A 19,030-nucleotide genomic window follows, 5' to 3' on the forward strand; every position below is an offset into this window, starting at 1 on the left:
GCTTCTTCATCATCCCTCTGGATCTGGACGTACGATGCTGACTTCTTCCCGTTACCGCTTTTACTGGGTGAACTTTGGTATTCCGCTGGCCTGCGCGGTCGCGGTGTTCCTGATGTTTGACATGACTAAAATCGACATCGCGTTCAGCGATCTTTTTTATGATCCGGCTACCCAGGTATTTCCGTTGGAGCATGTCCGCCTGTTCGAGCTGATCACCCATAAATGGGCGCGCATCATCCCGAACTGGACCGGTGAGGTCGCGATCATCGGTGCCTTGCTGTCGTTTCTCTGGCCGCGATTGAAGACTGAAAAGCATTCGAAGATCATCGCGTTCCTGGAAAAAATCAAAGTCGCGCCCGTGCTTCGGTTCGCCAGTAAACACCGCCGGGACTTCCTGTATGTGGTGTTCGCGTTTTCCATCAGCACCGGCGTTATCCACTACCTCAAGAGCCACACCAGTGTGTATTGCCCGGTTGAAACCACTCAGTACGCCGGGAAAATCGAGCACAAGGAGTGGTACCAGAATTTTGACCTGCTGAAAGAAGCCGGTGACGGTCGCTGCTGGCCGGGTGGGCATGCCTCGGGCGGCTTCACCATGCTCGCGCTGTACTTCGTGGCTCGGCGCTACCGCTGGCGGCACGCCAAAGCGGTGATGTACGGCTCGCTGCTGCTCGGTTTCGTCTACGGCACCACGCGGGTTCTGCAAGGCTGGCACTACATGTCCCACACCTTTTGGTCCGGGATCTTCGTGTGGCTGGCGTGTTTGCTGACGGCATTGGCGTTCTATGGGCGGGTGCGACTGGAGCTGCCGGTGCTGCAAAAGGCTGCGCTACCCGTCGCTGAGCCGTTTACAGAGTTACAAAGTAGTAAGCCTGACGCCCCACCATCATTGTCTTGATCACCTTTAAGGGCGCAGCGGGTTCATTTACACCAGACATGAGTGCCACATTAGCCGGTGAGGCACTCAAAAAGTCATGCAATTGCGCCTCGGTATCCAGGCCTTTGAGTACGCGCCGGGTGTAGAACACACTGGCGCCGCCCACCCGCTCGTTGGCTTGAAACAACGCGACCTGCTGCCCGCTGGCCTGGAATGCCTGAATCTGTTCGGTCAGCGGCAGGAAGGACAGTTTGCGATCAGCGTGAGGCAATGCCCATTGCGCCGCAGCGACGTAGCTGCCGATCACCACGGCCAGTACGCCAACACCTACACCACGACGATGCCGGACAATCAGCCCCGGCAAGGTCGATGCACCGGTGTAGGCCTGAAGGCGCTCGAACAACACGCTCGCATATTCCGCGGCAATCACCGCCGCTGCAGGCGTCATGGACATCAGGTACACCGTGCGTTTGCTCGACGCCAGGGTCAGCATGACGAACTGCGCCAGCAGCCACACCGTGAAGAACAACAGGTAACGATTGGCCATCAGGCTTTTGCGAAAGTGCCACAGCCCCAGGTACACCAGAATGTTCCAGGGCGCGAAGGTCTCCGGCAGCTTGGCCAGGTAGTAGTAGAACGGTTCGTAATGCCCGGCCTCGACGAAGGAGCCGCTGAAGCGCCCGACGCTATTGGTCAGCAACACTTCCCCCACGGCATGCACACCATCGCGCTGATACAGCACCGCGAGCCAGATCATCAGCGGCACCAATCCCAACAGTGTCAACAGGCCGGGGCGCAACCAGTCCGAGGGCTTCAGGCGCTTGTCCATCAGGGTTCCGGCCAGCAGATACACGAAGATCACCACCCCCGGCATCGCCAGCCCCAGCACGCCTTTGCTCAAGGTCGCGATGGCGATTCCCGATGCAAACAGCAGGGCATTGCCGACAGTCGAATACCGTGTCCCCTGAAAAAATGCCAGCAGCGCCATGCTCACGCCGAAGGCCAGCAACGCGTCTTCGCCGACGCTGCGCGTGTTGCTCCAGTAACTGGCCATGGTCGCCAGCAAAATCCCCGCCGTCCAGGCAATAACCTTGGGCCGGTCGAACCGCCGCAGCATCGCATACAGCAACATTACGCTGAACAACCCGGCAAACGCCGACGCCAGCCGCACCGTCCACGGCGTACCGCCGAATGCGCGAATCGCCCCGGCGTCGAGCCACAAGCTCAAGGGCGGTTTTTCAAGAAATGGCTCGCCGAACAAATGCGGGGTCACCCAGTCGTTATCCAGGTGCATCTCCATGGCAATTCCGGCGACCCGGGCCTCCGTGGAACCTTGTAATTGGTGATTGCTTAGGGCGAAGAAGAACAGCAGGGCGGCGAGCAGGAACAGTGAAGAGACGGGGCGTGACATGAACTTCTGGCTAACCGAGCAGGGGACCGGGAACCCCAAGCATACGAGTTGAATGCTTAACGAAACATGAACGGCCGGCGAGAGGTGACGGGTGACGTTGGGGTAGCACTAACGGGGGCGATCTGAGTAGCAGCGTCCTTCCAGGCGCTGTTATTGTCTGACGTCATGGAGTTTGTAGCTAAGGATGATGCAATGGAGCTTGTGCTGACGGTTGGCACTCACGCATTGAGATTGAGCGCCCCCGACCCCGAATGGTGTAAAGCGTTGCAGCATGCGCTGAACGCCAGTTTTACAGTCCACTGCGAATTTCTGCCCTGGGCCAAACCCTACACCACCGAGGACGAGGCACGATCGTTCCTCGCGCGGGCAGTCGATGAATTCAAAAGCGAAACCGGTGAGCGGCGGTTGTTTATCGTCGACGATGCCGCGCACGCGATCATCGGCTGCATTGGCTTGAAGCCCCACCGTCGCAACCGGTATGTCGTCGGCTATTGGGTCAATACCGATTATTCAGGCAAAGGCTATATGCATACGGCGCTTGAAGCGTTGATCAAAAGCATGCCCGGATTCACGTTTTACCTGACCATCGCCTCGGCCAATATGGCGAGCCAGCGGCTGGCCGAAGCGGCCGGGTTTGGTTTGATCAGACGGTGTTATCAGAGGCCTTGTTTGCAACCGCATGAGGCGCAGGATACGTATTTGTATCGGTTGAAATGATGGTGGGAGCAGTCACTGGAACCGACCGCTAACCAGATCGCAGGCAAAAAAAAGCCCGCGGGAGGGCGGGCAAACCGTAGTTTCTTGAATGAGCGAGGGGAATGTACAGGTTGGAGGGAGGCGGTGGGGTGAAGAAAAATTCATGTGGATGGAAGGCTTCAGTCGTTCGTAGTTTCACCAAAGGTTTGAATGAAAAAGAAGCCCTGTCACGGTCCGGGGTTTATATTTTTATTTGATCAAATTTTCCGTGCGCCGGACATTTCCACGGTACGCGGAACGCAGCGCCACCTCCATTCAGATGTGCCTGACTCATGATCGACGGCCACCATCGCACCAGGTTATGCGCTTTGTTCCAATAGGATTCGTTTCCCCAATGTTTGGCCAAACAGAAGACCGGCAGTCCGCACTCGCGGAACGCTCTCTTTTCAATATCACCTTTTGTGAATTTGTCTTGAGAGATGACAGCCCATCCACCTTCTTCTCTCAGTACTGATATCCATGCCACATCAGCGGTGCTTTGCGGAAATTTATCCCTTAAAGACAGCACCGAATGGCCCTCAGCTTTAGTCAGTTCGTTCAACGCTCGGGCCAACGCAGGGGGAAGATTGTTATCCAATAGGAACTTCAAGCCGCATTCCTTTGCTCAAAACTGACCGCTGCCTCAACTGCAGCAATAGGTATTTCATAGAGGCGGGCTACACGTTTGACGTCTCTGCCTTCAGCTCGGTAGGCGCTAAAAATGGCTGCTGTGTCAATTCCCGTACCTGACAGGACAGGTTTTCCAAAGTTTAGAGAGGGGTCGAGAACGATGGCTTTGTTGCGTTTGACCGGATACCAGCGCTGTGCTGAGCCTGATCCTGTGTAGTCGATACCTTCATAGAGCGAAGGTTTGATGACTTGTTCGAATGCATACTGTCGCTTGATCAAGTCCAGAAGTGCCTCATCCCCTGTTTCACCCATAACCGTGGCGAAGATGCTTCGTCCGTCGGTTTGAAAGCGTTTGCAGGTGAATGGGTACGCTTGGTTAAACAACTCTTTTGCTTGCTGCGAGGCACTACGGATGGCTTGCAGGCTTACGCCGTGTTGGCGAAACGCATGAACGAAACGAATTTCCAGTAAGTCATGAAAACCTAGAACGCACTCGTTCACATCAGACAGCTCTGAGTCCCAAAGCCCCGGATGCTGAACACCGTGGGCGGTGTACCCGAATAACCAGCGGCGTATATCGGTAGCTGGAATCCCAGTGTAAAGCGAAGCTTCTGCCGGGGTGTACAAGCCAATGCCGACAAGGCGGCTAGGCAGCTTAATGTTTTGCATGTTGGCCTCCTTGTCAGCAGGTGATCCGATGGATGGATTCTGGTCGTAAGGGTGAACTCAAGCAACTGGTCGGGGACGAACCGCTGTTTTGTTTGGGCAGAGTAGGTTTGAAGCGTGAGCTACACAATCAGCTTGGAGTCGTCACGGCTTGCAGGAAATTTCTGAAAACCCTGCCCTGTAAGTCGCTTGGGCGAAAACGTGGCTAATCTGTCGTCTATTGAGTCGACAGTAAGTTACAGATTATGAAACCTACTGTTGAGTCATCTGACACTGCATTGTCTCGTATAACTAACATTCAGCTTCAATTGTCACGCATACAGAACATCTCTACCCATTCAAAGCCCAAAAAGGCACCTGCGATATTCTCGTCAGGTGCCTTTTTGTGTTGGGGGAGCGGTAAAGACTCCATTTGATCAACGAGCGCGATCACTCAGTGAAGAACGGGAGGCTCGCCCACGGCCACCGACGCGTTTGGATCAAGGTTGTCCTTCGCTCGGTTGACCAAAAGCTCGGTCAACATCGTCAACTGCTGAAGCGCCAGTGCCACATTGCGCTGTGGGCCTTCGAGTCGGTCGGCAAAGTCCAACGTCATCACGTTGAGGGACGCCAGGGTTTCGCTGGCGTGAGCGAGCAGGGTGGGCATGTCGACGTCGGGGCGGACGCTGAAGATGTTCCTGTTCAGGTTGCGCCGGCGGGCGCTGACGGAGCGTTCGGTGGTTTTGGGCTGTTGTGTCGGGTCGAGGGTTTCAGGCTGTGAAGTGGCCGGATTTTTCAGTGGGAGTCGGATGATCTTTTTCATAAGGTCGTTCCATTGGTTTAGGGATCCTTACGTGAGTTCGGCTTGTCAAAACCGTCCGCAGGGTCGCAGCGAAGGGTGAAGACTATCTTTCAGAAATGTTGTTCACCAGTTCATGGCAGTCGCTACGGGTTGCAGGAAAATTCCCAGGATGACGTGGTTCTAATCTGTCAGAAAAATCCCTGTTCACTGCGTATGGTCCTGAGCAACCGCCGGGCCTGATACTCCTCCGTCGCAGTCTCGCTCAGTGTTTGTGCCTGTGATGGATGTCGGGATAGTGCGGATGGCTGTGTTGGATGGGCGCGTGGTCGTGCAAATGGCTATGAGGTTCAGTGCCGTCCCACTCAAAGGCATGTTCATGTTGATGGTGCGCATCGTGAATATGCGGATGGTCGTGTGTTTGCGGATCGTGTTGGTGCTCGTGAGAATGGCTTTCGGTCAGGTGTATCCAGACGCCAAGCCCCATCAGGCCTGCCGCCACCCAGAACACCCACGTCACGGCTTCGCCTAGCAACAGGATGGAAATAGCGGCCCCCAAAAAGGGAGCAGTCGAGAAGTACGCACCTGTGCGTGCTGTTCCAAGCCCCCGCAATGCCAACACGAATAGCACCAGGCTGACGCCGTAGCCTAAAAAGCCGACGAGTAGTGTTGGCCCCAGTAGAGACCATTCAGGGAGATGCATGCCAAGAGCAATCCCTAACCCGCAGTTGACGACCCCGGCGACCAATCCTTTGATGCCCGCGATGAACAATGCATCCGATGCGGAAACCTTCCGGGTAAGGTTGTTATCGATGGCCCAACAAAAACAGGCAATCACCACGGCGACCGGGCCAACCCACCCATGGATCCCTGCGGAAGTTTGAGGCCAACCCAAGAGCACGCCACCGGCCACTATTGCGATCATTCCAATGACGATCCGCCGGTCGGCGTTCTCCTTGAACACCATCCAGGCAAGCAGGGCGGTTAACACCGCTTCAAGGTTTAGCAACAGCGATGCAGTGGTTCCAGGCGTGAGGGTAAGGCCGAACATTAGAGCCACCGGCCCCAACACGCCGCCGAACGCGATAGCGCCGATGAGCCATGGCCATTCGGATATTGTTAAACCGACAGGCTGCCAGCCGCGATCACGGATCAGCCGGGTGACTGTAAGACCCAAGCCACTTCCCAGGTAAAGCAAACCGGCGAGCAAGACGGGGGAAACGTTCAGCCCGAGGACCTTGGCAAGCGGTGTGCTGGCACCAAACAGCGCTGCAGCCCCCAAGGCGTATAAAACGCTTTTGTTCATCATCTGTTCCGTAGCAAAAGGCAATGTTGAGAAACACGATACTCGTCATGCATCGACAGCGCATTGAATCGAATCCACAAAAAAGGCACCTGCGATATTCTCGTCAGATGCCTTTCTGCGTTGGGCGCGCGGCAACGATGTCCTGTGCCGGATTCGTCAAGACGCAGAAACCTGCCTCTGCAACCGCCGCCCCACCACATCCAGCAAATCGCAACCATCACGCAACGAAGTCACCAACACCCGCGCCAGCTCACTGTGAATGCCTTCACTAACAGCGAAGCTCTCCAGCAATTGAGTCGCCGTGCGGATGCGGTAGGCCGCCGTTTCATGCAGCACATCCAGCGGCGCTTCGGTGTCGATCAGCAGCGACGCGATAGTGCAGTCGATGCCGGTGATCGGCATGTATCGATCCATGACAAAACCTCCATTCGATCAACGAGCGCGATCACTCAGTGGCAGACGGGCTCGACCGCCGGCATGGGCGAATCGAGGTTATCCAGCGCTCGATTGATCAACATCTCGGCCAGCACGGCCAGTTGCTGCATCGCCAATGCCACGTTGCGATGCGAGCCTTCCAACTGGTCGGCCAGGTCGGTGGTCATGACATTCAAGGAGGCCAGGGTTTCGCTGGCGTGACCGAGCAGGGTGGGTGTGTCGACGTCGGGGAGGATGGTGAACACATGGCTCACGGGGTCGGGCTGTTTCGGGTTGCGCAAGCGGGCGCTGACGGCGCGTTGGGTGGCTTGGGAGAGTTGGGTCAGGTCGAAGGTTTCGGGTTCAGAAGGGGTATCGGTTTCTGGAGGGTTGGGGGTGATCTTCTTCATGGTGGAGCTCCTGCGTTGTTTGGAGGAACTGCCAACACCCTGCTGTCAAACAGATTGGTGGCAGCTGTACGCGGGTTGACAGACCGGAAACGCAGGAAACCGGTGCATCCGAAGATGCCCCACGCACAGCCGCCATGAAAAAGCTGCATGCGCGCAAGCATGCCGTTTTATCAGGACGAGTGGAAGTTTCCGGTTTTCAGCCTGTCAAAGCCGATCGCTGATTTGCAGCGACACCTGAAGGCTATCTTCGATGAGCAGCGCCCGCTAGTTCATGGAAGGCGATACGTTTTGAGGGAAATTTCCTAGGACGGTGAGTACGAGCTGTCAGGCAATAAAAAAAGCCCGGCATCTGGCCGGGCTTCTCTTTGATTCTATGTAGGTCTATCAGGCTTGCTTTGCCTCGGCTTGCATCATCACGAGGTTTTGTTGTTTGGTCGCCTCGGTCAAAACCTCACTGTAAACGCGCTTTTTTTGCTCTGACTTCGCGTTACGAATAAAGTCGGCAAATGGGCTTTTAACACCCTTGGTTAAGCCTAGCTTAATCGAAATCATGAATGCCCTCCTGATGGTAACCCGAGCTCGGCCTCTAGATCGGCCCGCGTATGGTGCTCAGGTATATGGTAGTCAATCTTATCGACACCAGCTTTGTAAAGTCGTCCCGAGTTGTCGATATGCTTGAGCAGCAGATCCACGTGGACATCGCCGCCGTACTCTAGCTTAAGTGCGTTCACAACGTCACGCGCCGCGAAATACTGATCGATGAAATGTTCCTTGCGAATCCTTCTGCCCTCGGCCTCCTCTCGAGCTTTGACAAAGCCCCATGCAAGGTGAGGATTCTGATAGACGTACAAAATTTGCACAAATCTGCCCTTTTTCAAGGACCGTTCGACATTTCTTCTGGCTACATCGATGTTGGAGAATGTCCCGTCGAGCAGAAAAGACTGTCTCTGATCGATAGCAAAGTCGAGAATTTTTTCAACCAGGATCGAAACACCACCCTGAAAAAGCCAGGAGTTTCCACCCGAGTATTCAGGAAATTCGTTTCGAAGCTCGTCTGGATCAATCCTCAGGATCTTCGTGTCAGCGAAAAGGTTCACAAGCGCGATTGAGGCTTCAGTTTTACCCGCCCCTGGAGAGCCGGCCATGAACACTGATACGGGAGCTTCCTCTGGCGGATAAATGGTTTTGTCAGTCCGGCGCTTGGCGATTGCTTTCTTGTGCGCGCGAGCGAAGCTGACTGCTTTAGCCGAAGTCTCTAGCTCTTCGGGTGTCATTACTTGCCTTGCTGGGGTTGCCTCATTGGCCACAAATAAACTCCTCCTTGTCGGTTTCGTACCGGCCCCGGAGTCGCCCCGGAGACCTACTGATTACAAAGCACCATATCAAGAACCGTTCAGCACACTCAAAAGCAAAGGAGCCCGCTCCCATTTAGGGGGACGTGTGAGCCATCGATTACCAAACCCCGGATGCAACAAAGCCCGCACTTGGCGGGCTTTGTCGTTTTCGGATTGGTGGGCCGGGGTAATCTGGTTTGGTCTCCTATATTATTGAATTTTATAATAAATATTAGTTTTGTGTTTGGTTTGGAATACCAACTGGAATACCGCGCGAAACAGAACTCCATTTGATCGCCCGCTTGTATTCGATCTGGCAGCCGTGCACATCTGCGCTGCCTAGCGTGCTTCGTATCGATGATGAGCGGTGAACTTGTTCTAGCTTTCGGGACAGCAGGTAGCAATCCAGAACCCAAAGCGGCCTGTCGAAAACATGCAGGAAGTCAGGGGCCCTTTGCCTATCAAATATTGGCGTTACCTGAAGTGCTGATGAGTAGCAATTATAAAAAACTCGAAGCGTAAAGGTAGGCTCTGGTCGGCAGCTCAACTGGAGGATATGATGAAACAGCCTACCAATGCTTGCGTAGGCTTTCGATGATCGAGACATCGAAAACTCCATTAATACAAGGACGAAAAATGGTAATCATACAAATACCCAGCACAGGCGTATGGGGTTACGCGGTAAGTCTTGATAAGCATAAAATACGGAGTGTCCCTATCGGCGAGAATGAATATGGGCATATGCAATTCGATACCCTGAGAACGGATATAGGAGAAGCTGTTTATCAGCTTAAATATAAAGGTGACTTTGCCCAAGTCGATTTCTTAGCCGAGTCAATAATTGAAGCGTTGCAAGACAACAGATTCCCGAAGATACATATAGTAATCCCTATGCCCGCAAGCAAAATACGCGCTAACCAGCCTGTATATGCTGTTGCTAGCAAAGTGGCTGACATGTTGGGCGTTGTTTATAGCGACAGTACGCTAGTTAAGGTTAAGTCCACTGGTGCTATGAAAGATTTGAAATCGTATGATGATAAAGTGGCTGCACTGGAAGGGTGCTTTGAAGTTAAAGAGAATCTTAATGATTCAAATTGGAATGCGCTGATAATTGATGATCTTTATGACTCAGGTGCTTCTATAGAAGCAGCTTGTACGGCATTAAAGAAATACGCTAAAATATTCAGTATATCGGTTATTGTTTTGACGCGGACGGGCTGAATGAAGAATTTGTTTATATCCGGATCAATTAAAATTAAAAGGCTAGATGAGGTAGTTAGATCTAGGCTGGATAATGTTATTTCTTCGGGAATGACCGTTTTGATTGGTGATGCTGGAGGGGTTGATAAGTCTGTTCAGCAGTACCTTTTAATGAATGGTTTTTCTTCGGTGAAAGTCTATTGCACAGGAAAAACACCTAGAAATAATGAAGGAGGGTGGCCTGTCGTATGTGTAGACCCTCCTATTGAATCAAAAGGAAGGGACTACTATGTAGCGAAAGATTTGAAGATGGCTGATGATTCTGATATAGGGCTTATGATTTGGGATTGCAAAAGTCCAGGTACACTTAGTAATGTCATGCAGTTACTAAGACAGAAAAAGAAATCTGTGGTCTATGTTTCTTCAAAGAAAACATTCTTGACAGTAACATCAGAAACAGATTTCAAGACATTAGTCGATCAGATGGAGCTTGAAGATTATATTTCTGTAGACAAAAAAATATCCTTTAGCTCAATATTAAATTTTCAACCAGTAAACGGTCTGACAGACGAGCTATTTGATAAGGCTGAAGGCTTGCAACGATTGATCGCTAGTCACCAGGCTGAAATCGTTAGTCATGAAAAAACCATTGCGGAGTTAAAGCGGCAGTTAGAGCAATTACGTGAGCCGATGGATGATATGTTTTCAGCGCTGTAGTGTGGTCCTCGCAATGCGACTACTTGAATTGTCCCAGATTTCCTAGATGCATCCGAATAGCAGCTTCTGGCCGCTCTCTGCCGGTCACTACAGGCGGGAGTTGGCTAGTTACGTCAGTCGCCACTGGACGGCTCTCACACAAAAACAGACTCTGGACAGGGCCTAACAACTTCGTAATTTACAATGGCACCCGACACAAGCGGCGGTTAATGTTCAGAAATTTTTTCCGTCAGCTTATAGTTTGGTATCATTGTGATATATAGCAGCGCGGAAAGAGAAACAATCGGTTTATGTATATGCCTCGAAGCAATTGGAGATATTGTAAATCAAGCACTCCTGATGTTTCGCGAGGTGTCGAGTTTTCCCGGAGAAGCAGAAGTGCTCTTCCATTCGAATACGGGCCTTATCAAAATCCCCCAAGCGTCAAAATCATTGTAAAAGCAATAATTGTTGACACTGAAAACTCAATGATAAACATTTTTAGATTAAATTTTTTACTTCGATCAACTAGCGGGAGGAAAATTTCTTCAATTTGCGGTTTGATTTTGGCGCTAATTTTTATGTGTTTTAGTATCTCCGCATCAATCTCGTGCTGAATCGCGCTCATAGAATCTTTTTGGTTTCGCACCAAAATATCCATTAATACCCCGAATATTAGAACCCCAAATATCAAGCTTATCTTTGAGATGTCAAACCCGGCGCCGCTCTTAAACTGAGTGCCAACAAAAATAAATGCCGCAGGAATTGCTAGCAATTGATTCTGCATTTCAGAAATAAGTTTATTGATTCTTATATGAAAGTCTAACTTTTCCTTAGTTGCATCCTCGAGAATTTTCTCATAAGAAAACTCGCTTACATATAGCGCATAGCCATGTTCCACTGAGCGCGAAAATGCTGTAAATTTCTTGAGCAGCAAGGCAAAAATTTCATCGGCTGCACCTCCTCCGACAGCCTCCTGAAGGCTGGCTTTTATAATTGAGTGACGTTGATTCTTATGCTTATCAGCATCTTGGAGGAATAGCTCAACCCCTTTGATGTCCTCCTCTATCAGCGTAACGTTTAAGTCGGAATAAATGATAAACATTTCTAATTTTTTCTTGCCCAAGTATATTAACTTGCGGCTAGAGGCATCAGGATCAACGTAATCAGCCGCCAATTCAAGAGCGCGCGCAACTCTAACGATATTTGCGTAATTTTCCCGGTGAGCCTGAGAGCTACCTTTTAGTATGAAATACTCAGTAGGTGGATCCCAGGAAAAGCTTCCAGTCGTTAGTAAATCCGTCCAGTCTTCAGCATAAAATGCATTAGAAGTTCTAGGCACATCTACAGAAATATTAACCCTGTCACCGTCAGACCGCCCAAACACTTTTGTACGATCAAGAAAGTGATTCGAGGATTCCAGATTTTTAAGGATTGCACGTAATTCAGCTGTCAGCTGAAAATCGCCGTCAAGGCTCCCGTCGGTAAGGGAGGGAGTTCCCATTACCTCAGTAAGTCTGACGCATGCGGCAAGCCATTCATCTTGAGTCATTGTCAGTTACTATCGAGTTCGTCTTTAAGCTCTTGAGGTAGCTGTTTAATTAATAGCTCACCCTTGACTTTATCATAGACTACGCGCTTTCCCAACAAAGATCTATTGAAGTTAATCGTCAGATCTTTATCTTTGCCTCCAACACGCTTCAGATGTTTATATGCATCCTTAATTGGATCAAAAGAATCGGGCACAGCCAGTAGGTTGTCGTCTATATACTTGATAAATGCTGTTGGGTCTTTTTCATTTATTCTAGTTGCGAGTGCGGCCAAAGAAATAGGTTGCCCTTCTTTTTTCTTCTCTTCACAGTAGAAAAATACTTTTTCTTTTATTTCATTTGCTTGTTCAAGGGTTAGTTTTAGGCTGTCGCAATAACCTTCAACAGCCAGGACTAATTCGTTAGTCTGTGCTTTTGCATCTTCGAATTCATCGCAGCCTATAAAATCTCTAAAGTATTTAGTTGGTTGCGAGTTGCTTGCTTTTTTTACAAAGGATATATACTTTCCATCCGCCGCTCGCCAATTAGCGACGTTGATTCTAGCCGCCTCATGCAGGTGGTCGATGTCTAAGTTTATATTTTCCATTACATCTAAAGTTATCTCGTCAATGCCTGTTCCGGGCTTTATCTTAAGTTGCATTATAAGCAGAAAATCTGACTGGTTGAGCTTGTAATGGCAAAATAGAATGTATCCGCCAGTGGCAAGAGCTTCCTTGGTCATCTGCGCTTTCAAGATATCCATCGCAGATATAGAGAAAGTCATGAAGTCGCATGAGTTGGTTAGATATTTATCAAGTTGATCAGAAAAGGGGTACGCAATTACACTCTTCTGAAAAACTGCATAACCTTTCGAACTTGTTTTCCGAAATGCACTAACTGCGCCGCCAAGCAGATCAATGACGGCTTGATCTTTGGTGTCAAACAAAGTTTTTCGTGGTGTGATTGTGACGACTTTCGTTTGCTTGGAATCTTTGTGAATTTTGTGAAGAATGCTGGATAAAATATCCATTTGCTTTCCTTTGCCATTAATTCAAAAGCAGCAATATGATGGCACCTCGATACCATGTCAATCAGACCTTGGCAATAGATGCTCAAAATTCTTAACGTTCACGCGCCACGCGCCGCTAAAACGGTGTATCCGCATTTTTCGCATCTGAGTCGCCCGGATTTTGTAGGCACAGCTTCGACTGAAAATCTTCTTATGGCAAATTTCTACCCGTCGCTACCCTCAGATGCGGAGGGTTGGGGCTGGCGGTACGTTAGACATTGAGCCTTGGGGTGGGGTGTTAGTGTTAAATGCAGCCAGCGATACAGTTGCCGTAACTGAGGTTTAAGATCTCAGCGATACGAGGCGGCCGGGTTGGATGAAGGGCGTTAACCGAGGCGATAATGCCAGGTAGCGAGCCAAGTGAGGGAGCTTACTTACATCGGTTTGACCGAAACCACTTCCACAAACCTATATTTTTTTCTGGCCGTTTTAGTAGCTTCTTGCTCAGCTACTAAGGAACTCAGCGTATCGGCCTCATGCACCATCTCGTGCATCTTGCCTTCAAATTCATTTCCTACCCGTAGTGTGACTCTCAGCCTCGGCGTGAAGCCTTTTGAGATTATCTGTTTCTTCGCTGCCTTTATCTGTTGCACTATCACGACGTCCGGAATGGTGTCTTGTACGTGTGAGTTAATTGCCGGCACAGGAAACTCAGACTCACCGAATAGCGCCCGGCGCATTTCTTCTTCCGTCAACTCTGTATTCATACCATTTCTCGAGAGTGGGCCATTTATAGCGTTACTGATTCTATCAGCGTGTCGGTCTCTGTGGGCACTGGGTCCGACGTGAAGCGGCAGACGACCACCGGCAAGCGTCAGAGTCTAGCCGGTAGTTTCGGATACAGGGCTAATTGATACTGCATGCTTGTGTTGCCGCGGCTTCACATTTAGGCTTTGCTTCGTCGCGGTCAATCCCGCGATCGGGCGTCAGAACCTGAATCAAAACCAAGGCGCGGTTTCTTCCATGCCGCACAGTCAGCACTTCGAGTGCTAGCTGCTGCTTTTCTATGGCGGACCGTGCGGGGCAGGCTTCGGCCTGGCCGGTTCCTTGGTTTCCGGTTTCTGACCCCCGTACGGTTTGCCACCCTAAGCCGAGTCAGAACGGTGGATGGCATTCCTTAATCAAACCAAGGAGATAAGGAAAATGCCCTGTCCCCCTTTTAAGCTCGTGCGCCACCCTGGCCGTTTGTTTCGTACTTCAAACTATCTCGGAGGACTCCGTGATGTTTGATCTCTCGCTTCTAATCGGCTTACCCAAACCCCATACCATCGATACAGCTTCGCTTACTCCTGAAGATGCCGCGATTAAACTACGGCAGGCTGCCACGCTTCGGCTTAATGGAGCACAGAGTATTCTGCTTCATTTTCCGCAGGACGTTGAGCTGGCTGTAGAGCTGCTGGATGATGCCGCCGTATTGTACGACAAGGCGTTCCGGTACTTGACCGGCATCCCTGCTCAACGCGTTCATCAACAGATCGGTGAGTATGTCTCTGTCCCCTCCGCTGAAGGTTCTCCCGCGATCCAAACCCCGTGGGGCGATGAGTTCGCTCCGGCGATTAAGGATGGCGTTCGGTGTGCAGAGACCTGGCTTGACGGTTCATCATTACCGTTATGGTGGGCACTGGCGCAGAACCGAAAACGTCATCGTCCAGGGGATTTTCAGGAAGCGTTCGAGGCCGGTTTTCTGCTGCGTTTGCAGCAGACGCTGATCAACCTTCGAGAAGCTGATGCATCCCGACCAACAAGTTTCGATGCTTGAGGCGCTAATTGACGTTTGAGATTTTGCTTTTCCCGCCAAACCCTCCGATCCAGCGATCTTTGATCGCGCCGATCGGAGGGTTCACTCGCTTTTTCTCGAAGCCAACTCGTTCCACCCTTCCATTTCAAATTTGATTAGCTCCACGTCTTCTTTTACCCGAGTAATTGACCACGATCTCTATCGAGCGCAACGCAGTCTCAGCGTCAGACCGGAGCTTGTCGCGGGACTATGGTTAGAGAGGTGGCGACAGCGGCGACACCGGCGACAACCCATGCAGAACGGGGTCTGGAGCATGGCGACAAATGTGGCGACAGTCGCCACTTTTTGCCCACTTTGCCCGTGGCGCTTGACCGTCTTTTCGAGGAGGTATAACAATTGGCGCACGGAACGCTGTCGTTGACAGCACCTGCCCAGGTAGCCAAAACCTTCAAGGCTACGCCACTTGCGTGGTGGTTCTCCCAAAGTGCGATTAGCATCCGGCGGCTCGCACGGTCACTCCCCAAGAGTGATGGATGCCTACTCGACTGATCTGCCCACTGCGGCAGACGATGGACCTTCCTCGCTGCGCTGCAGCAACCTCACCTTTCGGCACACTTCGCTGCGCCAGACTGCGCCCGTCTCTTTCTCCCGGAAAGAGACGGGCGCTCGTACCATTGCTGCAAGCCACGTCGTACTGGGCATTGCCGCAACTCTCCTCGTGACAATCGGCCTGACAAATCCGATTCGTCGCCATCCGCAACGACACAGACACCGGTGCCGCAGCCTATGGAAGGCTGCACCTGACTGACAGTCAGACATGCACCTGGTGCCTAGGTCTTTGCCTTCTCCCATCCAGGATCTCTAGGTGCCGAGCTCGTCAGTCGGCATCGCCTCCACCCGCCCGTATCTTCGGATACGTAAAGGAGGTCAGGTCATGGGTTCATGCCCTTGCTCCCGGTCGTAAGGAGCCGTTCGTTCCGCGTCAGTGAACACCTCACAGGCCGCAGGGGCCTAGATCCCTGATAACACTCAACAGCCGTGGCGGGACTACGTGAGGACAACCAGCAATGAACGAGGAGAGGGCCCATGCAGCAGTTAGATCCGAAGCTTGAACTACCACAACCACCTCGACCGCTGATTGAGTCGAATCCCGAGGCCCAGCCTTATCCGGTGCAGGCTCTGGGTGGGATTCTTGGGCCTGCGGTTGAGCGCATGGCCGAGGTCATCGGCGTGCCCCAAGCACTGGCCGCGCAATCGGTGTTGGCTGCCTCGGCGCTGGCCACTCAAGGACATTCGGGTTTACAGCTCGACGGGAGAAATTATCCGCTGTCGCTGTACCTGATTACGGTGGCCGCGTCAGGAGATCGTAAAACGGCGGCAGATCGATGTGCATTGCTGCCAGCACGGCAATGGGAGCGTGAACAGTGGCAGCGCTACCGCGAACAACTCGCCCGGTATCGTGTCGAGCAGCGACAGGCGCAGCGTATCAATCCTCCCGACCCTGAGTCCGCGAACGGGGTGTCGCTCGAAGCAGAGCCCTCAGCCCCTAGGCTGATAACCACAGACCCGACTATCGAGGCCCTGATCAAGGGGCTCTGTCATGACTTGCCGAGCATGGGCCTGTTCTGTGACGAGGGCGGACAATTCCTCGGTAGCAGCACCATGAGTCGGGATAACCGTTTGAAGGCGGTCACAACCTTGTCGTCACTCTGGGACGGTAGCCCGATAGATCGCGCGCGCTCCATGGTTGGTGAAAGCTTGCGAGCCTACGACCGGCGCTTGAGCCTGCATCTGATGCTGCAACCATATTTAGCCATGCAGTTACTCAGTGACCCGTTGCTGCAAGGGCAAGGCATTCTCGGCCGCTGCCTGATGACCTGGCCCACCAGTCTAGCCGGGCAACGTAGCTACCAGGCTGTCGACTTGTCCAAAGACGCCGCCCTCAAGCGCTATCATCACCGCCTTTCGGCTCTGTTTTATCAGCCTTGGTCACTTTCCGCTGACGGTGCCTTGCAGCTGTCAAAGCTGAGCCTCAGTCCGCTGGCGCGTCGTCGCTGGATTGATTTGCATGATGCTATCGAAGCTCAGCTGGGTGAGTTTGGCGAGTTGGCCAGCGTACGGCCCAGCGGATCAAAGGCCGCCGATAACCTGCTGCGCGTCGCCGGCATTCTTGCAGTTGTGGAGGAGAGCAGCGTCGTGGAGGTCGACCATATCCAACGGGCCTCGGCCTTAGTTGGCTACTACCTCACCGAGATCCAGCGTCTGACTGAGCAGGAGCCAGTGTGTCGAGTTAAGGAGGAGGCGGACCGGCTGTTGCGCTGGCTGCAGGTCAAAGATTGGAAGCGCTTTAGTATTCGAGACCTGAACCGCAACGGGCCCCGCTTTGCTCGTAAGAGCAGTCGCCATGCCACCAAGCTTTTAGTCGAGTTGCTTGATCATCAGTGGTTGATCACCGACGGCCACACCTTCGAGGTGCGCCATGTTTAATCTTGATGAAGCGCTACGCAACCATCTGGCTCAGCGCCAAAAGGGGCCGAAAGCGCGATTTGTCGCCGCTACTGTCGCCGCTTTGTCGCCACACTCAAAGCCAGGCAGGGCAAGGGTTGTCGCCGCTGTCGCCGATGTCGCCGATGTCGCCACCGTCCGTAAAACTATCACCTCGACGACCGCCATCATTCAGTGGTTGAAAGAGGAGGGCGCACATCTCTACGTCGCCGACAACACGCTGTGTTTTCGCCCGACTGATTGGGCTCAGATCCCCATCGTGAGCGCGCACTGGCGAGCCCTTTTGCATGATCTCGCTGCAGTCGATCAGGAACAGAAAAATGGCTCGGGTTGGTAAGCGATCTGGGCGCAATTTCGGTTTCGGTCGCCAGCTCAGCTATGCCGGACCGCAAGCCTTGAAAAATCTATTTGGCGACGGCCATTTTGCTACCGTCAAAGCCCATAGCGATCGCTGGCAGGCCTTTGTGCGTTGGTGTCGTTCCGAGGAAGGCCCGAGGCTCAATGACGCGCGACAGATCGACCGCGAGATCCTCATGCGGTACGCCACTCACATGCGGGAGCAGGTTGATCAGGGCAACGTCGGCATCGCCACCGCGCAGAACCGCCTGTCCAGCGTCAACCGAACGATGGCCGCGCTGCGCGGTGATCAGTACGTCAAAATCCCCAGTCCGAGCAAGGCGCTGGGCTTGCAGCGCTCAAGCGTGCGTAGTGAGGCTCCGCAAGGCCAAGACCGTGTGCAGGTCGAGTTGATCGCACGGGCACTGTCAGAGCGAGGTCAGCAACGTGTGGCCGCAATTGTGCATCTGGCCCGGGATACTGGTATGCGCTTGCGTGAGGCGATCCTGGCGGATCTGCCCCGACTGCAACGTGAGGCTCGGCAACTGGGCAAGATCAACATCCAGGATGGAACCAAAGGTGGTCGGTCAGGCTCATCAGCGCCGCGTTGGATCGCGGTCACTGATCAAATCCGTGGCGCCTTGGATAGGGCCTGGGAGGCTTCACCCAGTAGCAGTCGGAACCTGTTGGCCCCCAACGAGAGCTACAAAGAGTTTATGCAGTCAGTTGTGCGACCGGCACGGGACATCTTGCATGAGCATGGATTGAGAGGCTTTCATGAGCTGCGGGCGGCTTACGCCTGTGAGCGTTATGAGCAACTGACTGGCTTGAATACACCCGTCAATGGCGGTCGTGTTCATCGAGAAGATCGAGAGCTTGCTCAGCGTGCACGACAGCAGATCAGCCACGAATTGGGACATAACCGCATCGATGTGGTGAGTGCCTACATCGGAGGTCGGCGATGACGTCCGAGTTCGACATAGCGTTGTTTCTGCGCCCCGTGCTCAAAGGTGCACATGCCACGCGGCAACGGCACATTCGGCAAGCAGAAAGGATGCACGAGGTGATTCGTGAGCGTTGGGGTTGCGCGACTCCCTGGTCCTGGAGAGAAAAGCACGTGAGATGGTTTCTGGAGCACCACCTGCGATGCTCAGCTCCAGCTACCGTCTACTACTACGACTTAACAGCAGGGTTGATCCGCCGCAGAAAGGCAAAAGTCGTGGTTGCTTGATAGACCTTTAAGCGTGAGCCCCTGATTATGGGAATGCGGAGCCTTCCCATAATCAGGGGCTTGGCTGAAGAGGCGCAGGCATACCAGAGATCTAGCGACTGTCGTTACTCCTTTCGCTCTGCTACACGACACGGATCGTAGCCGGTGTCGCGTACCTTTTGGATG

Annotated in this window: 21 protein-coding genes; 9 read left to right on the forward strand and 12 right to left on the reverse strand. The window is 52.7% G+C overall.

Going from position 1 to position 19,030, the window contains the following annotated elements; genetic code table 11:
• Positions 1-34 precede the first annotated feature (34 nt).
• On the forward strand, positions 35-898 hold the full coding sequence (locus tag AC1D2Q_RS15155) for a phosphatase PAP2 family protein (protein ID WP_477813705.1): 864 nt from the start codon (positions 35-37) through the stop codon (positions 896-898).
• Here AC1D2Q_RS15155 and AC1D2Q_RS15160 read toward each other — a convergent pair.
• Positions 849-2,288, reverse strand: a complete 1,440-nt coding sequence (locus tag AC1D2Q_RS15160; RefSeq protein ID WP_477813706.1) for an ArnT family glycosyltransferase — start codon at positions 2,286-2,288, stop codon at positions 849-851. The genes AC1D2Q_RS15155 and AC1D2Q_RS15160 overlap by 50 nt on opposite strands.
• Before the next feature lie 192 nt (positions 2,289-2,480).
• Between AC1D2Q_RS15160 and AC1D2Q_RS15165 the strand changes: the two genes are divergently transcribed.
• Complete coding sequence (locus AC1D2Q_RS15165; RefSeq protein WP_477813707.1) at positions 2,481-3,005, forward strand: GNAT family N-acetyltransferase; 525 nt, start codon at positions 2,481-2,483, stop codon at positions 3,003-3,005.
• 220 nt (positions 3,006-3,225) lie between these two features.
• Here AC1D2Q_RS15165 and AC1D2Q_RS15170 read toward each other — a convergent pair whose 3' ends face one another.
• The 8 genes from AC1D2Q_RS15170 to AC1D2Q_RS15205 form a co-directional block, all read right to left on the reverse strand.
• Positions 3,226-3,633 carry a PIN-like domain-containing protein gene (locus AC1D2Q_RS15170; protein ID WP_018929437.1) on the reverse strand — a complete coding sequence of 136 codons (408 nt, stop codon included), beginning with the start codon at positions 3,631-3,633 and terminating at the stop codon, positions 3,226-3,228.
• Entirely contained in the window at positions 3,630-4,322 is a 693-nt protein-coding gene (locus AC1D2Q_RS15175) for a DUF433 domain-containing protein (protein WP_477813708.1), read from the reverse strand. Before AC1D2Q_RS15175 ends, AC1D2Q_RS15170 begins: the two co-directional genes overlap by 4 nt.
• Before the next feature lie 430 nt (positions 4,323-4,752).
• Entirely contained in the window at positions 4,753-5,121 is a 369-nt protein-coding gene (locus tag AC1D2Q_RS15180; protein ID WP_477813709.1) for a DUF6124 family protein, read from the reverse strand.
• Between the two features lie 241 nt (positions 5,122-5,362).
• A complete protein-coding gene (locus AC1D2Q_RS15185) occupies positions 5,363-6,403 on the reverse strand; it encodes a DMT family transporter (RefSeq protein WP_477813710.1) in 1,041 nt (346 codons plus the stop codon).
• A 156-nt stretch (positions 6,404-6,559) separates the two neighbouring features.
• Positions 6,560-6,817, reverse strand: a complete 258-nt coding sequence (locus AC1D2Q_RS15190) for a hypothetical protein (protein WP_477813711.1) — start codon at positions 6,815-6,817, stop codon at positions 6,560-6,562.
• 35 nt (positions 6,818-6,852) lie between these two features.
• Positions 6,853-7,227, reverse strand: coding sequence for a DUF6124 family protein (locus AC1D2Q_RS15195; protein WP_477813712.1), 375 nt, complete (start codon positions 7,225-7,227; stop codon positions 6,853-6,855).
• A gap of 384 nt (positions 7,228-7,611) precedes the next feature.
• Positions 7,612-7,779: a hypothetical protein gene (locus tag AC1D2Q_RS15200; protein WP_477813713.1), complete on the reverse strand. Its 168-nt coding sequence runs from the start codon at positions 7,777-7,779 to the stop codon at positions 7,612-7,614.
• Positions 7,776-8,501 (reverse strand): zeta toxin family protein, encoded by a 726-nt coding sequence (locus tag AC1D2Q_RS15205; RefSeq protein ID WP_477813830.1) that lies wholly within the window; start codon positions 8,499-8,501, stop codon positions 7,776-7,778. The genes AC1D2Q_RS15200 and AC1D2Q_RS15205 overlap by 4 nt, the downstream gene beginning before the upstream one ends.
• 801 nt (positions 8,502-9,302) lie before the next feature.
• On the opposite strand from AC1D2Q_RS15205, the gene AC1D2Q_RS15210 reads away from it, so the two are divergent.
• Together AC1D2Q_RS15210 and AC1D2Q_RS15215 are read left to right on the forward strand one after the other, a co-directional pair.
• A complete protein-coding gene (locus AC1D2Q_RS15210; RefSeq protein WP_477813714.1) occupies positions 9,303-9,782 on the forward strand; it encodes a ComF family protein in 480 nt (159 codons plus the stop codon).
• Positions 9,783-10,478: a hypothetical protein gene (locus AC1D2Q_RS15215; RefSeq protein WP_460154116.1), complete on the forward strand. Its 696-nt coding sequence runs from the start codon at positions 9,783-9,785 to the stop codon at positions 10,476-10,478. It begins immediately after the preceding gene.
• Positions 10,479-10,884: 406 nt separating this feature from the next.
• Here AC1D2Q_RS15215 and AC1D2Q_RS15220 read toward each other — a convergent pair whose 3' ends face one another.
• The 3 genes from AC1D2Q_RS15220 to AC1D2Q_RS15230 all read right to left on the reverse strand — a co-directional run bounded on the left by AC1D2Q_RS15220 (position 10,885) and on the right by AC1D2Q_RS15230 (position 13,762).
• On the reverse strand, positions 10,885-12,009 hold the full coding sequence (locus AC1D2Q_RS15220; protein ID WP_477813715.1) for a hypothetical protein: 1,125 nt from the start codon (positions 12,007-12,009) through the stop codon (positions 10,885-10,887).
• 2 nt (positions 12,010-12,011) lie between these two features.
• Positions 12,012-13,016, reverse strand: a complete 1,005-nt coding sequence (locus AC1D2Q_RS15225) for a nucleoid-associated protein (RefSeq protein WP_460154114.1) — start codon at positions 13,014-13,016, stop codon at positions 12,012-12,014.
• 413 nt (positions 13,017-13,429) lie between these two features.
• The gene (locus tag AC1D2Q_RS15230; protein ID WP_477813716.1) at positions 13,430-13,762 is read right to left on the reverse strand and encodes a hypothetical protein; all 333 of its coding nucleotides are present in this window, start codon (positions 13,760-13,762) and stop codon (positions 13,430-13,432) included.
• A 515-nt stretch (positions 13,763-14,277) separates the two neighbouring features.
• Between AC1D2Q_RS15230 and AC1D2Q_RS15235 the strand changes: the two genes are divergently transcribed.
• The 5 genes from AC1D2Q_RS15235 (at position 14,278) to AC1D2Q_RS15255 (ending at position 18,865) form a co-directional block, all read left to right on the forward strand.
• Entirely contained in the window at positions 14,278-14,814 is a 537-nt protein-coding gene (locus tag AC1D2Q_RS15235; protein ID WP_477813717.1) for a LasR-specific antiactivator QslA, read from the forward strand.
• A gap of 1,065 nt (positions 14,815-15,879) precedes the next feature.
• Positions 15,880-17,280, forward strand: a complete 1,401-nt coding sequence (locus AC1D2Q_RS15240; RefSeq protein ID WP_477813718.1) for a YfjI family protein — start codon at positions 15,880-15,882, stop codon at positions 17,278-17,280.
• Positions 17,273-17,635 (forward strand): hypothetical protein, encoded by a 363-nt coding sequence (locus AC1D2Q_RS15245; protein ID WP_477813719.1) that lies wholly within the window; start codon positions 17,273-17,275, stop codon positions 17,633-17,635. The genes AC1D2Q_RS15240 and AC1D2Q_RS15245 overlap by 8 nt, the downstream gene beginning before the upstream one ends.
• The gene (locus AC1D2Q_RS15250) at positions 17,619-18,599 is read left to right on the forward strand and encodes an integrase domain-containing protein (RefSeq protein WP_477813831.1); all 981 of its coding nucleotides are present in this window, start codon (positions 17,619-17,621) and stop codon (positions 18,597-18,599) included. The genes AC1D2Q_RS15245 and AC1D2Q_RS15250 overlap by 17 nt, the downstream gene beginning before the upstream one ends.
• Positions 18,596-18,865, forward strand: coding sequence for a hypothetical protein (locus tag AC1D2Q_RS15255; protein WP_477813720.1), 270 nt, complete (start codon positions 18,596-18,598; stop codon positions 18,863-18,865). The genes AC1D2Q_RS15250 and AC1D2Q_RS15255 overlap by 4 nt, the downstream gene beginning before the upstream one ends.
• The last annotated feature ends 165 nt before the right edge of the window (positions 18,866-19,030 follow it).

The organism is Pseudomonas sp. P1_A1, from assembly GCF_056406935.1.

Bases quoted from the DNA above. Each gene is read 5' to 3' on its own strand.
- AC1D2Q_RS15250 (WP_477813831.1), top strand. From the start codon at position 17,619: ATGGCTCGGGTTGGTAAGCGATCTGGGCGCAATTTCGGTTTCGGTCGC.
- AC1D2Q_RS15195 (WP_477813712.1), bottom strand. From the start codon at position 7,227: ATGAAGAAGATCACCCCCAACCCTCCAGAAACCGATACCCCTTCTGAA.
- AC1D2Q_RS15185 (WP_477813710.1), bottom strand. From the start codon at position 6,403: ATGAACAAAAGCGTTTTATACGCCTTGGGGGCTGCAGCGCTGTTTGGT.
- AC1D2Q_RS15215 (WP_460154116.1), top strand. From the start codon at position 9,783: ATGAAGAATTTGTTTATATCCGGATCAATTAAAATTAAAAGGCTAGAT.
- AC1D2Q_RS15175 (WP_477813708.1), bottom strand. From the start codon at position 4,322: ATGCAAAACATTAAGCTGCCTAGCCGCCTTGTCGGCATTGGCTTGTAC.
- AC1D2Q_RS15240 (WP_477813718.1), top strand. From the start codon at position 15,880: ATGCAGCAGTTAGATCCGAAGCTTGAACTACCACAACCACCTCGACCG.
- AC1D2Q_RS15160 (WP_477813706.1), bottom strand. From the start codon at position 2,288: ATGTCACGCCCCGTCTCTTCACTGTTCCTGCTCGCCGCCCTGCTGTTC.
- AC1D2Q_RS15165 (WP_477813707.1), top strand. From the start codon at position 2,481: ATGGAGCTTGTGCTGACGGTTGGCACTCACGCATTGAGATTGAGCGCC.
- AC1D2Q_RS15210 (WP_477813714.1), top strand. From the start codon at position 9,303: ATGCAATTCGATACCCTGAGAACGGATATAGGAGAAGCTGTTTATCAG.
- AC1D2Q_RS15230 (WP_477813716.1), bottom strand. From the start codon at position 13,762: ATGAATACAGAGTTGACGGAAGAAGAAATGCGCCGGGCGCTATTCGGT.
- AC1D2Q_RS15155 (WP_477813705.1), top strand. From the start codon at position 35: ATGCTGACTTCTTCCCGTTACCGCTTTTACTGGGTGAACTTTGGTATT.
- AC1D2Q_RS15205 (WP_477813830.1), bottom strand. From the start codon at position 8,501: ATGACACCCGAAGAGCTAGAGACTTCGGCTAAAGCAGTCAGCTTCGCT.
- AC1D2Q_RS15255 (WP_477813720.1), top strand. From the start codon at position 18,596: ATGACGTCCGAGTTCGACATAGCGTTGTTTCTGCGCCCCGTGCTCAAA.
- AC1D2Q_RS15245 (WP_477813719.1), top strand. From the start codon at position 17,273: ATGTTTAATCTTGATGAAGCGCTACGCAACCATCTGGCTCAGCGCCAA.
- AC1D2Q_RS15220 (WP_477813715.1), bottom strand. From the start codon at position 12,009: ATGACTCAAGATGAATGGCTTGCCGCATGCGTCAGACTTACTGAGGTA.
- AC1D2Q_RS15180 (WP_477813709.1), bottom strand. From the start codon at position 5,121: ATGAAAAAGATCATCCGACTCCCACTGAAAAATCCGGCCACTTCACAG.
- AC1D2Q_RS15190 (WP_477813711.1), bottom strand. From the start codon at position 6,817: ATGGATCGATACATGCCGATCACCGGCATCGACTGCACTATCGCGTCG.
- AC1D2Q_RS15200 (WP_477813713.1), bottom strand. From the start codon at position 7,779: ATGATTTCGATTAAGCTAGGCTTAACCAAGGGTGTTAAAAGCCCATTT.
- AC1D2Q_RS15235 (WP_477813717.1), top strand. From the start codon at position 14,278: ATGTTTGATCTCTCGCTTCTAATCGGCTTACCCAAACCCCATACCATC.
- AC1D2Q_RS15225 (WP_460154114.1), bottom strand. From the start codon at position 13,016: ATGGATATTTTATCCAGCATTCTTCACAAAATTCACAAAGATTCCAAG.